This window comes from Pseudomonas sp. AP3_22 TE3818 (genome assembly GCF_053628995.1).
The window spans coordinates 3,819,206-3,833,753 of record NZ_JBRJHL010000001.1; the positions used below are offsets into that span (position 1 = coordinate 3,819,206).

A 14,548-nucleotide genomic window follows, 5' to 3' on the forward strand; every position below is an offset into this window, starting at 1 on the left:
CAACACATGGGTTTTCTCGCCGGTAAGCGCGTACTGATCGTCGGTGTCGCCAGCAAGCTGTCCATCGCATCCGGCATTGCTGCCGCCATGCATCGCGAGGGCGCTGAGCTTGCCTTCACTTATCAGAACGACAAACTCAAGGGTCGTGTCGAAGAGTTCGCACAAAGCTGGGGTTCGAACCCTGAGCTGTGCTTCCCGTGCGACGTGGCCAGCGATGAAGAAATCGCCAAGGTCTTCGTTGAGCTGGGCAAAAAGTGGGACGGCCTGGACTGCATCGTGCACTCCGTCGGCTTCGCCCCGGGCGACCAACTGGACGGCGACTTCACCGAAGCCACCACCCGTGAAGGTTTCCGCATCGCTCACGACATCAGCGCCTACAGCTTCGTGGCCCTGGCCAAGGCCGGCCGCGAAATGATGAAAGGCCGCAACGGCAGCCTGCTGACCCTGTCGTACCTGGGCGCCGAGCGCACCATGCCGAACTACAACGTGATGGGCATGGCCAAGGCTTCCCTGGAAGCCGGCGTACGTTACCTGGCCGGTTCCCTGGGCCCGGACGGTACTCGCGTCAACTGTGTATCGGCAGGTCCGATCCGCACCCTCGCCGCTTCCGGCATCAAGAACTTCCGCAAGATGCTGGCTGCCAACGAAGCGCAAACCCCGCTGCGCCGCAACGTCACCATCGAAGAAGTCGGCAACGCCGGCGCCTTCCTGTGCTCGGACCTGGCGTCCGGCATCAGCGGTGAAATCATGTACGTGGACGGTGGTTTCAACACCACGGCCATGGGCAGCCTCGAAGAGTAATCTTCGGTCAGCCAAGAAAAACCCGCCTGTTTTGGCGGGTTTTTTATGCCTGCGATTTCCGCCATGACTCGATCAAATGTGGGAGCGGGCTTGCTCGCGAATACGGTGTGTCATTCAGCCTTTACATCGACTGACACTACGCCTTCGCGGGCAAGCCCGCTCCCACAGGGATAGTGTTTAGCCGGCTATATGTGTCAGGCAGTTGGCGAACAACTGCTGAATCGGTTGCTGCCGCTGGCTGTAACGCTGTAACAGGACAATTTCACGGTAGAAGGTCAACTCACCCAGCGGGATGATCCGGACTTTCGCCCCATGCTCAAGCCACAACCCCGCCAGCGGCAACAACGAAATCCCCAACCCACACTCGACCATTTTGACAATGGCCTCCAGTTCATCCAGCTCCAGTGCCCCGTGCACCTCGATCTGCTGTTCGCGCAAAAACCGCGTCACCAGTCGCCCGCCAAACGAATTGCGGTCGTAGCGCACATGCGGGTGCTCGGCGAGCAGTTGCAACGGATCATCACCGTCCAGGTCCGCCGGTACGATCAGCACGAACGGCTCTCGGCGTATCACCTGCGCGGACAACTCCTTGGGCAACTCGAATGGCGGCTTGATCAGGATCGCCAGGTCCACTTCTCCAGTGTCCACCTGACTCAGCAGGTTCAGTGACACACCCGGCACCAGCTTGGGCTCCAGCAAGGGCGCCTGCTGGCGCAATCGCAGCAGCGCCTGAGGCAGCAGCCCGGTCTGGGCGGTCGCCACCGCGCCGATTTTCAACTCGCCACGGTACTCGCTGACATCGTCACTGACCGCCATGCGGCTGAAGGTTTCGAGCATTTCCCTGGCCATCGGCAACGCACGCTGCCCCGCCGCATTGAGCAGCGCCTGGCGGCCGGTGCGGTCGAACAGACGGATGCCCAGGGCCTGTTCCAGGTTGCGAATCTGCGCGCTCACGGCCGACTGCGTCAGGCCGATGTGCATACCGGCCGCGGCGAAAGTGCCGTGACGCGCCACGGCGACAAAGGTTTTCAGTTCTCGCAGCATGGCGGCCTCGATTGATCGAAATTATTTGAGCTCGACGCAAAAATTATCGTCTTTCAATCAAAAAGCACAGGACTAAACTCAACACACGCCCACCCACCACCGAGGTTCGCCCGATGCAACTCTCCCCTTTTCACCTGGCCATTGCGGTCTACGACTTGCCCGCCGCCCGGCACTTTTATGGTGCGGTGTTTGGCCTGGAAGAAGGTCGGTCGAGCGACCATTGGGTCGATTTCAATTTTTTCGGCCATCAACTGGTGATTCACCTGGCGCCGAAAAACCCTTCGCAAGAAGCAGCCCACACCAATGCCGTCGATGGCCACGATGTGCCGGTACCGCACTTTGGCGTGGTGCTCGGGATGGCGCAGTGGGAAGCGCTGGCCGAGCGGCTGAAGTCGCAGGGAACTCGCTTCGTGATTGAGCCGGGGATTCGCTTTCAGGGGCTGGTGGGCGAACAGGCGACGATGTTTCTGTTCGATCCTTGCGGGAATGCGCTGGAGTTCAAGGCGTTCAAGGATATCGGGCAGTTGTTTGCCAAATAGGTGGTGTCTGTCAGGACGCCATCGCGGGCAAGCCCGCTCCCACATTGATCGGCGTTGCTCATTCGTCTTCTGGACACCCATTAACCCCTGTGGGAGCTGGCTTGCCAGCGATGAGGCCCGCCCAGACAACATCACACTAACGGCTCATCACCCCCTCAGCCTCCCCCAGCAACTCTTCGATCGAGCCATGCACAACCGGGTCATATTCGACCTGCACAACACTGAAGTGAATGTCATAACTGCGATTCGCCGCAGCGTTGCGCTCGTCGAGTATCTCATTGAGGCGTGCCTTGATCGCCGCAATCTCAACGCTGCCCGATCCGGTCAGCAGCGCCACGAAGCGGTCGCCCTCGAGCCGGCCGACCACATCGTTTTCACGAAAGCCGATACGCAGCACATCGGCGAAGGTCTTGAGCGCATCGTCACCTTTGGCCCGACCATACAGATAGCTGATGCGTTTGAACTCATCGAGGGAGAAGTACAGCAGCGTCGCCGGCGTCTCCAGCGCCCGGCAAGCGTCCAGCCCGAGCCGGGCCAGCGCGGTGAAACCATGGCGATTGGACAGCAGCGTCAGCTCATCCATGCTTGCCATCTGCACGCCCGCCAGCTCTCGCTCGGCCTCGCGCGCCATTTCACGCAGCTGTTCCCGTTCTTGCTGGGGCGTGAGTAACGGGCGTGCGGATCGACCCGATTTGCCCGTTTTGCCTGAGATCAACATCGTTCACTCCCTTTGCGGCTATGCACTTTAGAGTCGCCCATACCCGCATTGACTCCCTGCAAGCGCGCCGTTGGTCAGCTACCCGCCACCGGGCACGGCCCTCCTGCATCGGCCCAGCGTTTGAACTGGGTGACGAAGATGTCGTGCGGCACCGGCACCGGCGCGCGATTGCCGCCCGGATTCCAGCCCCACAGCACCAGCTTGTCGTCGCTGACGTGCTTGATCAGCGCGGCGAAATCCCGGTCGCCGTTGCTGGCGCGATCCTTGATCATCGCGCACAGCCGGTCGGCCGGCAGGCCGATCCAGGCCATACGCTGCGCTGCCGGCGGCAGACTCCAGTGTGGCGCCCCGGGCGGCGCATGAGGACCATAACTGTCAGGTGGATTGCTTTGCCCATGGCAGGTTGCACAGGGCAACCCGGCCGCGCCCTTGCCGTCCATGCCGCGCACGACATTCATGGCGTGGGACACGCCGGCATCGAATTGCAGCGGCGAATCCCCGGGAATGTGGCAGTTCTGGCAACGCGGGCTCTGGAAGACTTTCTGCACGGTGTCGAACGCCTGCAAGGCCTCGCGGTCATCGGCGAACACGTGCGACGCGTAGGCTGCAAGACAGATCAGAATCACCGCCCCAAGCAACCAGTGATGACGTTTCATCTCACACTCCCGACAGTTGCAAGGGCAGCTCGCGCAGGCGCTGCCCGGTCAGGGCAAACACCGCGTTGGCCACCGCCGGCGCCGTGGGTGGCACACCGGCTTCGCCGATACCACCGGGCTTGTCGCTGCTGGGCATGATATGCACTTCGACCACCGGCATTTCGTTGAGCCGCAGCACCTGATAGTCGTGATAGTTGGACTGCACCACCTGCCCGTCCTTGAGCGTCAGCTTGCTGTGCAAGGCGAAGCTCAGGCCAAAGGTGATGCACGACTCCATCTGCGCCGCGATGCTCTGCGGGTTGACCGCAATGCCGCAGTCCACCGCGCACACCACCCGGTGCACACGGATGGCGAGATTGTCCTGGGACACCTCGGCCACCTGGGCCACGTAGCTGCCGAAGGATTCATGCACCGCCACACCCAGGGCATGGCCATCCGGCAGCGGCGCCTTCCAGTTGGCCTTCTCCACCGCCAGGTTCAATACACCGAGGTGGCGCGGATGGTCCTTGAGCAAGGTGCGCCGGTACTCCACCGGATCCTTGCCGGCCGCCGTCGCCAGCTCATCGATCAGCGACTCCATGACAAACGCGGTGTGGCTGTGGCCCACCGAACGCAACCACAACACGCTGATGCCGGTTTGTGGCGAGTGCAGTTCGATCTGGTGATTGGCCAACCCTCCGATGTAGGGGCTGTCGGCCACGCCCTCGACCGAGGTCTTGTCGATCCCGTCCTTGACCATGCTCGCTTCAAGCGAGGTTCCGGCCATGATCGACTGCCCGACCATCACATGCTTCCAGGCCAGCGGCAGGCCGTCAGCGCCCAGCCCGATACGCGCATGGTGCAGGAACGCCGAGCGGTAATAGCCGCCACGGATGTCGTCCTCCCGCGCCCACACGGTTTTCACCGGCACACCGGCGGCCTTGGCGACATGCACCGCTTCGCTGACGAAGTCCGAGGTCGGATTGGCCCGGCGCCCGAAGCCGCCGCCGAGAAACTCGGTATGGATCTCGACCTGTTCGGGTTTGAGCCCGGTGATTTGCCCGGCGACCATCTGGTCCAGGGTCTGGAACTGGGTGCCGGTCCAGATTTCGCACTTTTCCTTACTGATGCTCACGGTGCAGTTGAGCGGCTCCATCGGCGCGTGGGCCAGATAGGGCACACTGTATTCGGCGTCAATGGTCTTGGCCGCCTTCGCCAGCGCAGCCGGGGTATCGCCCGCCTTGCCAGCGTTCAGGCCGGGGGTAGCGGCGAGCTTGCGGAAGCTTTCCAGCAGCGCCCGGCTATTGAGCCCCGCGTTTGGCCCCAGGTTCCACTCGACTTTCAGCGCATCGCGCCCCAGCTTCGCGGCCCAATAATGATCGGCAATCACCGCAATGCCCGTCGGCACTTGCACCACTTTGTGCACGCCGGGAATCGCCAGCGCCTCGGCGCCTTCAAAGGATTTGACGGAGCCACCGAAGGTGGGCGAACGGGCGACCATCGCCGTCATCAGCCCCTCGAACTGCACGTCCATGCCGAATTTCGCCCGGCCGGTGATTTTCTCCGGTGTGTCCAGGCGCTTGGTGGGTTTACCGATCAGGCGCCAGTCTTTCGCGTCCTTGAGTTTGATCGAGGCCGGGTCCGGCGGTGGCAGCTGTCCGGCGTCATCGGCCAACTCGCCGTAGGTGGCGCGATGCTCACCGGCAACCACCACGCCCGACTCTGTATGAATTTCGGAGGGAGCAACGTTGAAACGCTTGGCCGCGGCATCGATCAACATCAAGCGCGCCGCCGCGCCGGCCTGACGATAGCGATCGAATTCCATCCAGGTCGAGGTCGAGCCGCCGGTGATCTGCATCCCGCCAAACCCGGGCATGCCGTAATCGGCGGCCGATGCCGGGGAATGCTCGACGCGGATCTTCGACCAGTCGGCGTCCAGTTCTTCGGCAATCAGCATGGTCAGGCCGGTCCAGATGCCCTGGCCCATTTCCGAATGGCCGAGCAACACAGTGACGCTGTTGTCATTGCCAATGCGCAGGAAAGCGTTGGGCGCAAACACGTTGCCCTGATTCTCCGCGCCCATGGCGAACCGATGGGCGCCGGGCATGACAAACGCCACCACCAGCCCACCGCCCAGCAAGGCACTGCCCTTGAGAAAACCCCGGCGCGATAACGCGTTGATGCGGTTCATGGCCACCTCAACCCAGCTCGGCGGCGCGCTTGACCGCCGCGCGAATCCGCGGGTAAGTGCCGCAGCGGCAGATGTTGCCGGACAGCGCCTGATCGATGTCGCTGTCGGTCGGTTTGGGAATTTTCGCTAGCAATGCTGCCGCCGACATGATCTGCCCGGACTGACAGTAGCCGCACTGGACCACGTCGAGCTCCGCCCAGGCCTGTTGCACCGGATGCGAGCCGTCCGCCGACAGGCCCTCGATGGTGAGAATCTTTTGTCCATGGGCGACGGCGGTGGCCGGTGTGATGCAGGCGCGTAGCGGCGCGCCGTCAACGTGCACCGTGCAGGCGCCGCATTGGGCCATGCCGCAACCGAACTTGGTGCCGGTGAGGTGGGCGACATCGCGCAAGACCCAGAGCAACGGCATGTCGGCGGGGACATCCAGCTCCTGATCCTGGCCATTGATGTTCAGGGTGAGCATGGCGCGGTTCCTCAGACTCACGGTGATCTGAAGGGGCGTCGCTGCAGCCTTTTACAACCTGCGCGCGCCTCGGGTTATCCCTTCAGCTAAGCGCAGATTTGCCGCCAGACCTTGGCGCATCGACCACCGGTCATGCAAAGGCCGCCTCGATGGGCGGCCCTGGAACCCACAAGAGCCATAGAGACTGCAAGCTCATTCGAACCCGGGTCGAACTTTGTAAAAGCAAACCAATATCATTTGCACAGTCATAGGTCTTTTGCTTTAATCGCGATCAATTCTTATTTACATAAGCGACGGATCGCCCATGGACATGTGCTCACGATGACGGTTGCCGACTCCTCCTGCGTCCAGAACCTCTACGCCAGCCACCACCACTGGCTGCACGAGTTGCTGCGCCGACGTTTGAACAATGCGTTCGATGCCGCCGACCTGGCCCATGACACCTTCATCCGGGTGCTCAAGCGTCCTCAGGTGTTTGACGGGGAAACCCACGAACGCTCTTACCTGGCGACCATCGCCCGAGGCCTGTGCATTGACCACTGGCGTCGTCGCCAGCTGGAACAGGCCTGGCTCGAGACCCTGGCCGCGCAGCCCCAGGCCACCCAGCCTTCACCAGAGCAGCGGGCGATCATCGTCGAAACCCTGTACGAAGTGGATGCCATGCTGCAGCGCTTGCCCCAGCGGGTGCGTGATGCGTTCGTTCTGGCACAGGTGCATGGACTGCCCTACCGAAACATTGCCGAAGAAATCGGCGTGAGCGAGCGCATGGTGAAAAAGTACCTGGCCCAGGCGCTGATGCATTGCGCAATGCTCGAAGCCGAACTCGACGGCCTGCTGATTCAGTGACCCGCGCCGCCACCATTGCCATCAGCCACGCCAGCCTCGAACAGGCGGCCAGCTGGTACGTGCAACTCAACGATCACCACGCCAGCGAGCAGGAACGCGAGCATTGGCAAGCCTGGCTGGCGCAAAGCAGCGAGCATCAGGCCGCGTGGCACTATGTCGAGCGTGTGAGTCAGCGCTTTGCCGCGCTACAGGGCAATCATCAACAAGCGGCCGGTTACGTGTTACGCAACAGCGGCCGCTCCTCCATCAGCCGCCGCCAGACGGTCAAGAGCCTTCTGGTCCTGGTCTCGGGCAGTTGGCTCGGCTGCAGCGCATGGCGGCAAGGCGCCCTGCCGCTGACCCTGGCCCGCTGGACCGCCGACCTCTCCACCGGCACCGGCGAAACCCGGGAAGCCCGGCTCAGCGATGGCAGCCGGATCTGGCTCAACGCCCTCAGTGCACTGGATGTACGTTTCGACACCGCACAACGGTTATTGCTGTTGCAGGCCGGAGAGGTGTTGATCGACACCGCCAGCGACACCAGCCGCCCGCTGCTGGTGCAAACCGTCGAGGGCCGCCTGCGCGCGCTGGGTACGCGGTTCAGCGTGCGCCAGGAAGACCGGCAAACGCTGTTGAATGTCTACGAAGGCGCGGTTGAAGTTCGCACCACCCAGGGTCAGGTGCAGGTGGTCAAGGCCGGACAGCAGCTGTGCTTTACACAAGACCACACGCCGACACCGACCGCGGTGTCGGCCAGCCGCGAAGCCTGGCGCCGCGGCCTGTTGCTGGCGGACAACCTGCCGCTGGGGCAGTTGCTCGAAGAACTGAGCCGCTATTGCCCCGGGCATCTGGGATGTGACCCGGCGGTGGCCGGGCTGCCGGTCATGGGGGTGTTCCCGCTCAAGGACAGCGATCAGGCCTTGCGCCTGCTGGAAGCGGCATTGCCGGTACGGGTACAAAAGCCGCTGGAGTGGTGGGTCAACGTAGGCCCGAAAACCTGATGAGGTTTTTTTCCGGCGCGTCGGTTCCCTTTTGCCTTTTTCGCTCGGTTAATCCTTCAAGCACTACGAATGCAGATTGATCCGACCTCCGGGAACTCCATGCCGCGCGCCACCCTTACTCGCCAGCGCTTCGCCTTGCATCCGCTGGTGCTGGCGCTGGCGGTGGTCTTGCCGGGCCTGGACGTGTCCCGCAGTCAAGCCGCCCCTCTGGTCGAGAGCGAACAATCCGGCAACCAGACACGCCATTACGCAATCGCCGGCGGATCGCTGGTGAGCGTTCTCAACCGCTTTGCCGAACAGGCCGGGATCTTCCTCGCCGGACACAATGAACTCGCTGCCGGCAAACGCAGCCCGGGGCTGAACGGTGTCTACAGCCAGCAGCAAGCGTTGCAACGACTGCTGCAAGGCAGCGGTCTGCAAGCGCAACGCCAGGGGAACGGCGGGTATGTGCTGCACGCCGCCCCCGTCATACAAGGCCCGCTGGAACTGGGGGCGACCAATATTTCCGGGCAGGCACCCGGGACGATCAGCGAAGACTCCCACGCCTACACCGTCGGCACGGCGTCTTCAGCCACCGGCCTGCCGCTGTCCCTGCGCGAAACCCCGCAATCGGTCACGGTCATCACCCGCCAACTCATGGACGACCAGGGCGCCACCAGCATCGTCGACGCCCTGCGCCGCGCGCCCGGCATCAGCGTGCAAAACTACGACAGCGAGCGCTGGGAATTTTCCAGCCGTGGCCTGCCGATCACCAACTTTCAGTACGACGGCGTCAATACCGACTACGACGGCGTCTACGACTACGGCACCACCAGCACCGACATGGCCCCCTATGACCGCGTCGAAATCATCAAGGGCGCGACCGGCCTGATGACCGGGGCGGGTGATCCCTCGGCGACCGTCAATCTGATTCGCAAGCGCCCGACCCCGGCATTCAAAGCCTCGGTCAGCGGCACCCTCGGCTCCTGGGACACCTATCGCAGCGAAGGCGACATTTCCGGCCCGCTGAGCGCCAGCGGAAATGTCCGCGGGCGTCTGGTCGGGGTCTATCAGGACCGCAGCGCCTACGTCGATCACTACCGCAACACCAGGGACATCGCCTACGGCATTGTCGAAGCCGACTTGACCCCGGACACCCTCGTCACCCTCGGTATCGACCAGCAAGACACCCGCTCCCGGGGCGCCAGCTGGACCGGCTTCCCGATGTACTACAGCGACGGCTCGCGCAGCGATTTCTCCCGTTCCTTCAACCCGGCCACCGACTGGAGCCGTCGCGATTTCACCAACCAGACGCTGTTCGCCAACGTGCAGCAACAACTGGCCAACGACTGGGCACTCAAGGTCAGTTACGACCGCAAGCACCGCCGGCACGATACCTTCCTCGCCTCCGCCAGTGGCGGCAACCCGGACCCGGTCAGCGGTGACGGCATGTTCATGTACATGGGCAAGTTCAAGGGCGACCAGGTGCAGGACAACGTCGACGTCAACCTGAGCGGTCCGTTCACCCTGGCAGGTCGCGAGCACGAACTGATTGCCGGGTTCATGTCGATGAACACGCGCCAGGACATCCCGGTGTACGGCTCGGTGTACCCGCCGGTGGACGGCAGCATCTTCGATTGGCGCGGCGAGTTTGCCAAACCCGAAATCCCGCGGGTGGGCACCGACGACATCGTCCTGCGCCAGACCGGGGCCTACCTGGCCGCCCGGCTCAAACCCGTCGACGACCTGGCGCTGATCCTCGGCGCGCGCATCAGCAACTTCAGCGGACACGACGACCTGGACTACAGCGACCCGAACAGCGCCGACCTGCGCGACAGCTATCGCCAGAGCGGTGTCGTCACGCCTTACGCCGGGCTTGTCTATGATCTCGACGACACCTGGTCGGTGTACACCAGCTACACCAGCATCTATCAGCCGCAAATGAGCAAGGACGCCAACCGGCAACTGCTCGATCCGGTACAAGGCAATAGCCTTGAAGCGGGCATCAAGGCCGAATACTTTGGCGGGCGCCTGAACGCCAGTTTCGCCCTGTACCGCATCGAACAGGACAACATCGCCGAACATGTCAGTGGCGTTGATACCGAGTCGGTGTACCGCGCCGTCCAGGGCGCCACCACCGAAGGCTTCGAGTTCGAACTGGCCGGCGAGTTGCGCGACGGCTGGAACCTGTCGGCCGGCTACACCTACAACCACACCCGCGATGCCCAGGGTGATTACGTCTACGGTTCGGTGCTGCAAACCACGGCACCGGAACAGCTGGTGCGGGTTTTCAGCACCTACCGCCTGCCAGGCGCGTGGGACAGGCTCACCGTCGGCGCCGGCGTGAACTGGCAAAGTGAATTCTTCGGCAAGGTGTTCCGTCCCGACCCCGCCGATACGGTGAACCTCGGTCAGTACACGACGATCACCCAACCGGGCTACGCCCTGGTGGACGCGATGGCGCGCTATCGCTTCAACGAGCACCTGAGCACTACGCTGAACGTGAAGAACCTGTTCGATAAAACCTACTACACCGGGCTGGGCAACTTCGGCACCGGGTTTTATGGCGAACCGCGCACCGTGCAACTGACCACCCGATGGGTGTTCTGATCGTGTCCTGAAACGGCTGTTTGGCGATCTACGGTACTGCCGACCCCACTCAGGCTGGCTACGCTGTATTCCTGCATGCATAACCTGCCGAGGAGTGCCCGCCATGCAACGCGTACAAAAACTCACGCCCTGCCTGTGGTTCGACGATCAGGCCGAAGAAGCGGCGAAATTCTATTGTTCGATCTTCGACCATTCGAAAATCACGGCCGTCACCCATTACGGCCACGCCGGTTTCGAGTTCCACGGCCGGCCCGAAGGCTCGGTCATGACCGTCAGCTTCGAGCTCGACGGCCAGAGTTTCACCGGCCTCAACGGCGGCCCCCTGTTCAAGTTCACTGAGGCGGTTTCGTTTCAGGTCAATTGCCTGAGCCAGGAAGAAATCGACCATTACTGGGGCAACCTGTCGGCCGATGGCGCGCTCGAGGCCCAGCAATGTGGCTGGCTCAAGGACAAGTTCGGGCTGTCGTGGCAGATCGTCCCCGTCGCGATGATGGACATGCTCAAAGACCCCGACACGAAAAAGTCCCAGCGGGCCATGCAGGCGATGATGCAAATGAAAAAACTCGATATCGCCACCCTGCAACGAGCCTTTGACGGCGAGAGCTAATACACTCGGGCGCTGACCTGCCGAGGAGTGAACATGAAGCACGCCGTTGCCAAGAACGCCGACAAGGCCCCGCGCTTCTGGCGCGATGACGCCCTGCCTTTCATCGAAGCGCGCGCCATCGCCGACGGGCGCGAGGTCTGCTACACCCGACACGCCCACGAACACTTTTCCATCGGAGCGATCACCGCCGGGCGCAGCACCTATCTCCATGAGCAGTCAGCCTTCGAGGTCAGCGCCGGCACGGTGGTGCTGATGAACCCCGGCGACGTCCACGCCTGCAACCCGATCGAAGACCAACCCTGGTCGTACCTGATGCTGTACGTCGATACGCCGTGGCTGACCGATTTACAGCACCAGCTCGGGTTCAGCGATGACGCGGCGTTTCGCCGTTTTTCAGCGACCCATACGCGGGATGCCCAGCTGTTTGCCGGCCTCGCGCAGTTGTATGAAGTGCTGGTCGACCCGCAACAGGATGTCCTGCGCAAGCACAGCGTGGCCGTGGAGTTTTTTACTGACGTGCAGCTGCGACTCAACCCGGTCGATCAGCCGCTGCGCGAACCCAATTTCAAGCTGGAACGTGCCGCCGATTACATCCGCGACCACTGCACGCAAACCCTCAGGCTCGAAGACATTTGCGAGGCCGCGCAACTGTCACCGTCCTACCTGATCCGCGCCTTCAAACAGCATTACGGCATGACGCCCCACGCGTTCCTGGTGAACCGGCGCATCCAGTTCGCCCAGGATCAATTGCGCAGCGGCAAGCTGATCGCGGACGTGGCACTGGAAGCGGGGTTCGCCGATCAGGCGCATTTTCAACGGGCGTTCAAACAGCATCTGGCGGCGACACCGGGGCAGTATCGGGGGTGAGGCAGCACAATACCTCTTGGCAAAGATGCTCTTGAACCTGACTGTCCCCTGTGGCGAGGGGGCTTGCCCCCGTTGGGCTGCGAAGCGGCCCTCGGCGCTCTTTCAGACATACTCTGCATGCAGGATTTACGACGGCTACGCCGCCGAACGGGGGCGAGCCCCCTCGCCACAAAGTACTTTCTTGCCACAAAACCTGTGTTGATTGCAGCTACGGCAACACCAGATACACCGCACTCACCACCAACAACGCCGCCATGACCCGATTGAACAACCGCATCCCCGCCGGGTTGTTCAGGAAACCGCGCAAAAACGTCCCGGCATACGCCCAACAACCCACCGACACATAGCAGATCACCAGATAAATCGCGGCAAACTGCCAGACCAGACGTGCCTCGCCATCGGCGACAAACGCGCCCATGCCGGCCACGCAGGCCAGCCAGGCCTTGGGGTTGAGCCATTGCATGATGGCGCCATACAGCATCGACGGGGCCTGCGCCGATTCACGGGCTTGCACCTGCCCATTGTCGGCCGCCAGCTTGAAGGCCATGTACAACAGGAAGGCTACGCCGGCCCATTGCACCCCCTGGGTCAACGCCGGCCACTGTTGCAACAACTCATGCAGGCCCAGCCCCATCAGCACCAACAGCAGGACAAACCCCAGCGTGGCCCCGGCCACGTGACGCTGGCTGGCCCGGAAGCCAAACCGCGCACCGGCGCTCAACGCCACAATATTGACCGGCCCCGGCGTGATGGACGCGACCAGCGCAAACGCCGCCATGGACATCATCAGACTCATTGCACACCTTCTTCCATCGAGTTGAACAAGGCCCTCAAGGTAAAGAGCCGAGCGGCTCGCGTATTGAACAAAACTGCCCTGCATCGCTATGAGTAATAACCGACGACGCTTTTCACCTTGGTCAGAGCAATGCGCAGCGAGTCCATGTCCACCGAGCCCAACGCCAGGCGTATCGCGTGGGGCACATGGGCTGAAATCGCAAAGGGTTCGGCCGGCGACACCGACACTTGCTCGCGCATCAGCGCCATGGCGATCTGGTCGGCCCGGGCGTCTTCCGCCAACGGTAACCAGATGAAGTAGGAATTCGGGTGACTGACAGTCCTGAGTCCCGTCAACACCTCCCGGGCCAGGGCTTGCCTGGCCCGGGCGTCCGCACGTTTTTGCGCCTCCAGCTGGACGACGGTGCCATCGTCGAGCCAGGCCGTGGCGATGGCAGTCATCACGCCGGGGGTGTTCCAGGTGGTCGCCATGATGGTGCGTTCGAAGGCGGCGATCCATTGCGCCGGTGCGGCAATAAAGCCGACGCGCAAGCCAGTGGCGATATTCTTCGACAGACCGGACACGTACACCGTTCTCTCCGGCGCCAGCTCGGCCAGGGGTGGCGGTACGTTTTCGGCCAGAAACGCGTAGGCCGCGTCCTCGATGATCGTCAGGTCATGCTGGCGCGCTATCGCCACCAGTTGCTCGCGCTGCTCGGCATCCATCACCCAGCCCAGCGGGTTATGCAGGGTCGGCATCGAATAAACGGCGCGCACCGATCGGCTGCGGCAGAGTTTTGCCAAAGCCGGCAGATCAGGCCCGGTATCCGTGACCGCAATGGGCAAGACTTCCAGATGCAGGGTTTCGGCCAGCGTCTTGAAACCGGGGTAGGTCAGCGCATCGGCGGCGATGACATCGCCGGGCTTGAGCAGCGTCATCAGCGTCACCGCCAGGCCATGCTGGGCACCGCTGACGATCAACACCTGTTCGGCCGGCACGTTCAGCCCGCGCTCGACCAGATGACGGGCGACCGAGGCCCGCTCATGCAGGCGCCCCGCGTGGGGCTGGTAACGCAGGAGCGCCTCCAGGTCTCCGGACAGCGCCAGTTGACGCAAGGCATGGCGCAACAGGTCGGCCTGACCGGGCAATGACGGGTAGTTGAAGTTCAGGTCAATCATCCCCGCCGCCACCACGTGCTGCGAAATGCCCTGCCCCGGCGGCAGCGAGGTCTCCCTGACAAAGGTCCCGCGACCGGTCTCGCCACTGACCAGGCCCATGCCCTCCAGCTCGGCATAGACCCGGCTGGCGGTGACCAGCGCCAGGCCGTGCTCGGTTGCCAGTTGCCGGTGTGTCGGCAGGCGCGTGCCCGGCGGCAAACACCCGGAACGGATGTCGGCGGCAAAGGCATCCACCAGCGTTTTATAGCGGGATCGAGGCATGTCGAGATGTATCCATGACAATTTTTTGATTGTATCGATACTCGCTCATACGAT

Annotated in this window: 14 protein-coding genes; 7 read left to right on the forward strand and 7 right to left on the reverse strand. The window is 62.7% G+C overall.

Features of this window, described 5'->3' with window-relative positions:
* The first annotated feature begins 6 nt into the window (after nucleotides 1-6).
* Entirely contained in the window at nucleotides 7-801 is a 795-nt protein-coding gene (gene fabI, locus AB7M25_RS17150) for an enoyl-ACP reductase FabI (RefSeq protein ID WP_007979113.1), read from the forward strand.
* A gap of 177 nt (nucleotides 802-978) precedes the next feature.
* Here fabI and AB7M25_RS17155 read toward each other — a convergent pair whose 3' ends face one another.
* A complete protein-coding gene (locus AB7M25_RS17155; RefSeq protein WP_429382139.1) occupies nucleotides 979-1,845 on the reverse strand; it encodes a LysR family transcriptional regulator in 867 nt (288 codons plus the stop codon).
* A gap of 113 nt (nucleotides 1,846-1,958) precedes the next feature.
* Here AB7M25_RS17155 and AB7M25_RS17160 point away from each other — a divergent pair, with 113 nt between their 5' ends.
* Complete coding sequence (locus AB7M25_RS17160) at nucleotides 1,959-2,384, forward strand: VOC family protein (protein WP_429382136.1); 426 nt, start codon at nucleotides 1,959-1,961, stop codon at nucleotides 2,382-2,384.
* Nucleotides 2,385-2,520: 136 nt separating this feature from the next.
* Here AB7M25_RS17160 and AB7M25_RS17165 read toward each other — a convergent pair whose 3' ends face one another.
* From AB7M25_RS17165 to AB7M25_RS17180, 4 genes are all read right to left on the reverse strand, one after another.
* Complete coding sequence (locus tag AB7M25_RS17165) at nucleotides 2,521-3,102, reverse strand: GGDEF domain-containing protein (RefSeq protein ID WP_429382135.1); 582 nt, start codon at nucleotides 3,100-3,102, stop codon at nucleotides 2,521-2,523.
* A gap of 74 nt (nucleotides 3,103-3,176) precedes the next feature.
* Entirely contained in the window at nucleotides 3,177-3,758 is a 582-nt protein-coding gene (locus tag AB7M25_RS17170) for a hypothetical protein (protein ID WP_454237695.1), read from the reverse strand.
* Between the two features lies 1 nt (nucleotide 3,759).
* Complete coding sequence (locus AB7M25_RS17175; RefSeq protein WP_454237696.1) at nucleotides 3,760-5,928, reverse strand: molybdopterin cofactor-binding domain-containing protein; 2,169 nt, start codon at nucleotides 5,926-5,928, stop codon at nucleotides 3,760-3,762.
* Between the two features lie 7 nt (nucleotides 5,929-5,935).
* A complete protein-coding gene (locus AB7M25_RS17180) occupies nucleotides 5,936-6,391 on the reverse strand; it encodes a (2Fe-2S)-binding protein (RefSeq protein WP_007976259.1) in 456 nt (151 codons plus the stop codon).
* Nucleotides 6,392-6,712: 321 nt separating this feature from the next.
* Between AB7M25_RS17180 and AB7M25_RS17185 the strand changes: the two genes are divergently transcribed.
* The 5 genes from AB7M25_RS17185 to AB7M25_RS17205 all read left to right on the forward strand — a co-directional run bounded on the left by AB7M25_RS17185 (nucleotide 6,713) and on the right by AB7M25_RS17205 (nucleotide 12,280).
* Entirely contained in the window at nucleotides 6,713-7,237 is a 525-nt protein-coding gene (locus AB7M25_RS17185) for a sigma-70 family RNA polymerase sigma factor (protein WP_454237697.1), read from the forward strand.
* Nucleotides 7,234-8,217, forward strand: coding sequence for a FecR domain-containing protein (locus AB7M25_RS17190; protein WP_454237698.1), 984 nt, complete (start codon nucleotides 7,234-7,236; stop codon nucleotides 8,215-8,217). The genes AB7M25_RS17185 and AB7M25_RS17190 overlap by 4 nt, the downstream gene beginning before the upstream one ends.
* Before the next feature lie 99 nt (nucleotides 8,218-8,316).
* Entirely contained in the window at nucleotides 8,317-10,806 is a 2,490-nt protein-coding gene (locus AB7M25_RS17195; RefSeq protein ID WP_454237699.1) for a TonB-dependent siderophore receptor, read from the forward strand.
* 103 nt (nucleotides 10,807-10,909) lie between these two features.
* On the forward strand, nucleotides 10,910-11,413 hold the full coding sequence (locus AB7M25_RS17200) for a VOC family protein (RefSeq protein ID WP_429382119.1): 504 nt from the start codon (nucleotides 10,910-10,912) through the stop codon (nucleotides 11,411-11,413).
* A 33-nt stretch (nucleotides 11,414-11,446) separates the two neighbouring features.
* On the forward strand, nucleotides 11,447-12,280 hold the full coding sequence (locus AB7M25_RS17205) for an AraC family ligand binding domain-containing protein (RefSeq protein WP_429382117.1): 834 nt from the start codon (nucleotides 11,447-11,449) through the stop codon (nucleotides 12,278-12,280).
* A 208-nt stretch (nucleotides 12,281-12,488) separates the two neighbouring features.
* Here the strand turns inward: AB7M25_RS17205 and AB7M25_RS17210 are convergent, their stop codons facing one another.
* Together AB7M25_RS17210 and AB7M25_RS17215 are read right to left on the reverse strand one after the other, a co-directional pair.
* Complete coding sequence (locus AB7M25_RS17210) at nucleotides 12,489-13,076, reverse strand: LysE family translocator (RefSeq protein WP_429382115.1); 588 nt, start codon at nucleotides 13,074-13,076, stop codon at nucleotides 12,489-12,491.
* Between the two features lie 86 nt (nucleotides 13,077-13,162).
* Nucleotides 13,163-14,494, reverse strand: coding sequence for an aminotransferase-like domain-containing protein (locus tag AB7M25_RS17215; protein ID WP_454237700.1), 1,332 nt, complete (start codon nucleotides 14,492-14,494; stop codon nucleotides 13,163-13,165).
* Nucleotides 14,495-14,548 lie beyond the last annotated feature (54 nt).

Coding starts and splice junctions, on each gene's coding strand:
- fabI (WP_007979113.1), top strand. CDS start 7: ATGGGTTTTCTCGCCGGTAAGCGCGTACTGATCGTCGGTGTCGCCAGC.
- AB7M25_RS17155 (WP_429382139.1), bottom strand. CDS start 1,845: ATGCTGCGAGAACTGAAAACCTTTGTCGCCGTGGCGCGTCACGGCACT.
- AB7M25_RS17160 (WP_429382136.1), top strand. CDS start 1,959: ATGCAACTCTCCCCTTTTCACCTGGCCATTGCGGTCTACGACTTGCCC.
- AB7M25_RS17165 (WP_429382135.1), bottom strand. CDS start 3,102: ATGTTGATCTCAGGCAAAACGGGCAAATCGGGTCGATCCGCACGCCCG.
- AB7M25_RS17170 (WP_454237695.1), bottom strand. CDS start 3,758: ATGAAACGTCATCACTGGTTGCTTGGGGCGGTGATTCTGATCTGTCTT.
- AB7M25_RS17175 (WP_454237696.1), bottom strand. CDS start 5,928: ATGAACCGCATCAACGCGTTATCGCGCCGGGGTTTTCTCAAGGGCAGT.
- AB7M25_RS17180 (WP_007976259.1), bottom strand. CDS start 6,391: ATGCTCACCCTGAACATCAATGGCCAGGATCAGGAGCTGGATGTCCCC.
- AB7M25_RS17185 (WP_454237697.1), top strand. CDS start 6,713: ATGACGGTTGCCGACTCCTCCTGCGTCCAGAACCTCTACGCCAGCCAC.
- AB7M25_RS17195 (WP_454237699.1), top strand. CDS start 8,317: ATGCCGCGCGCCACCCTTACTCGCCAGCGCTTCGCCTTGCATCCGCTG.
- AB7M25_RS17200 (WP_429382119.1), top strand. CDS start 10,910: ATGCAACGCGTACAAAAACTCACGCCCTGCCTGTGGTTCGACGATCAG.
- AB7M25_RS17205 (WP_429382117.1), top strand. CDS start 11,447: ATGAAGCACGCCGTTGCCAAGAACGCCGACAAGGCCCCGCGCTTCTGG.
- AB7M25_RS17210 (WP_429382115.1), bottom strand. CDS start 13,076: ATGAGTCTGATGATGTCCATGGCGGCGTTTGCGCTGGTCGCGTCCATC.
- AB7M25_RS17215 (WP_454237700.1), bottom strand. CDS start 14,494: ATGCCTCGATCCCGCTATAAAACGCTGGTGGATGCCTTTGCCGCCGAC.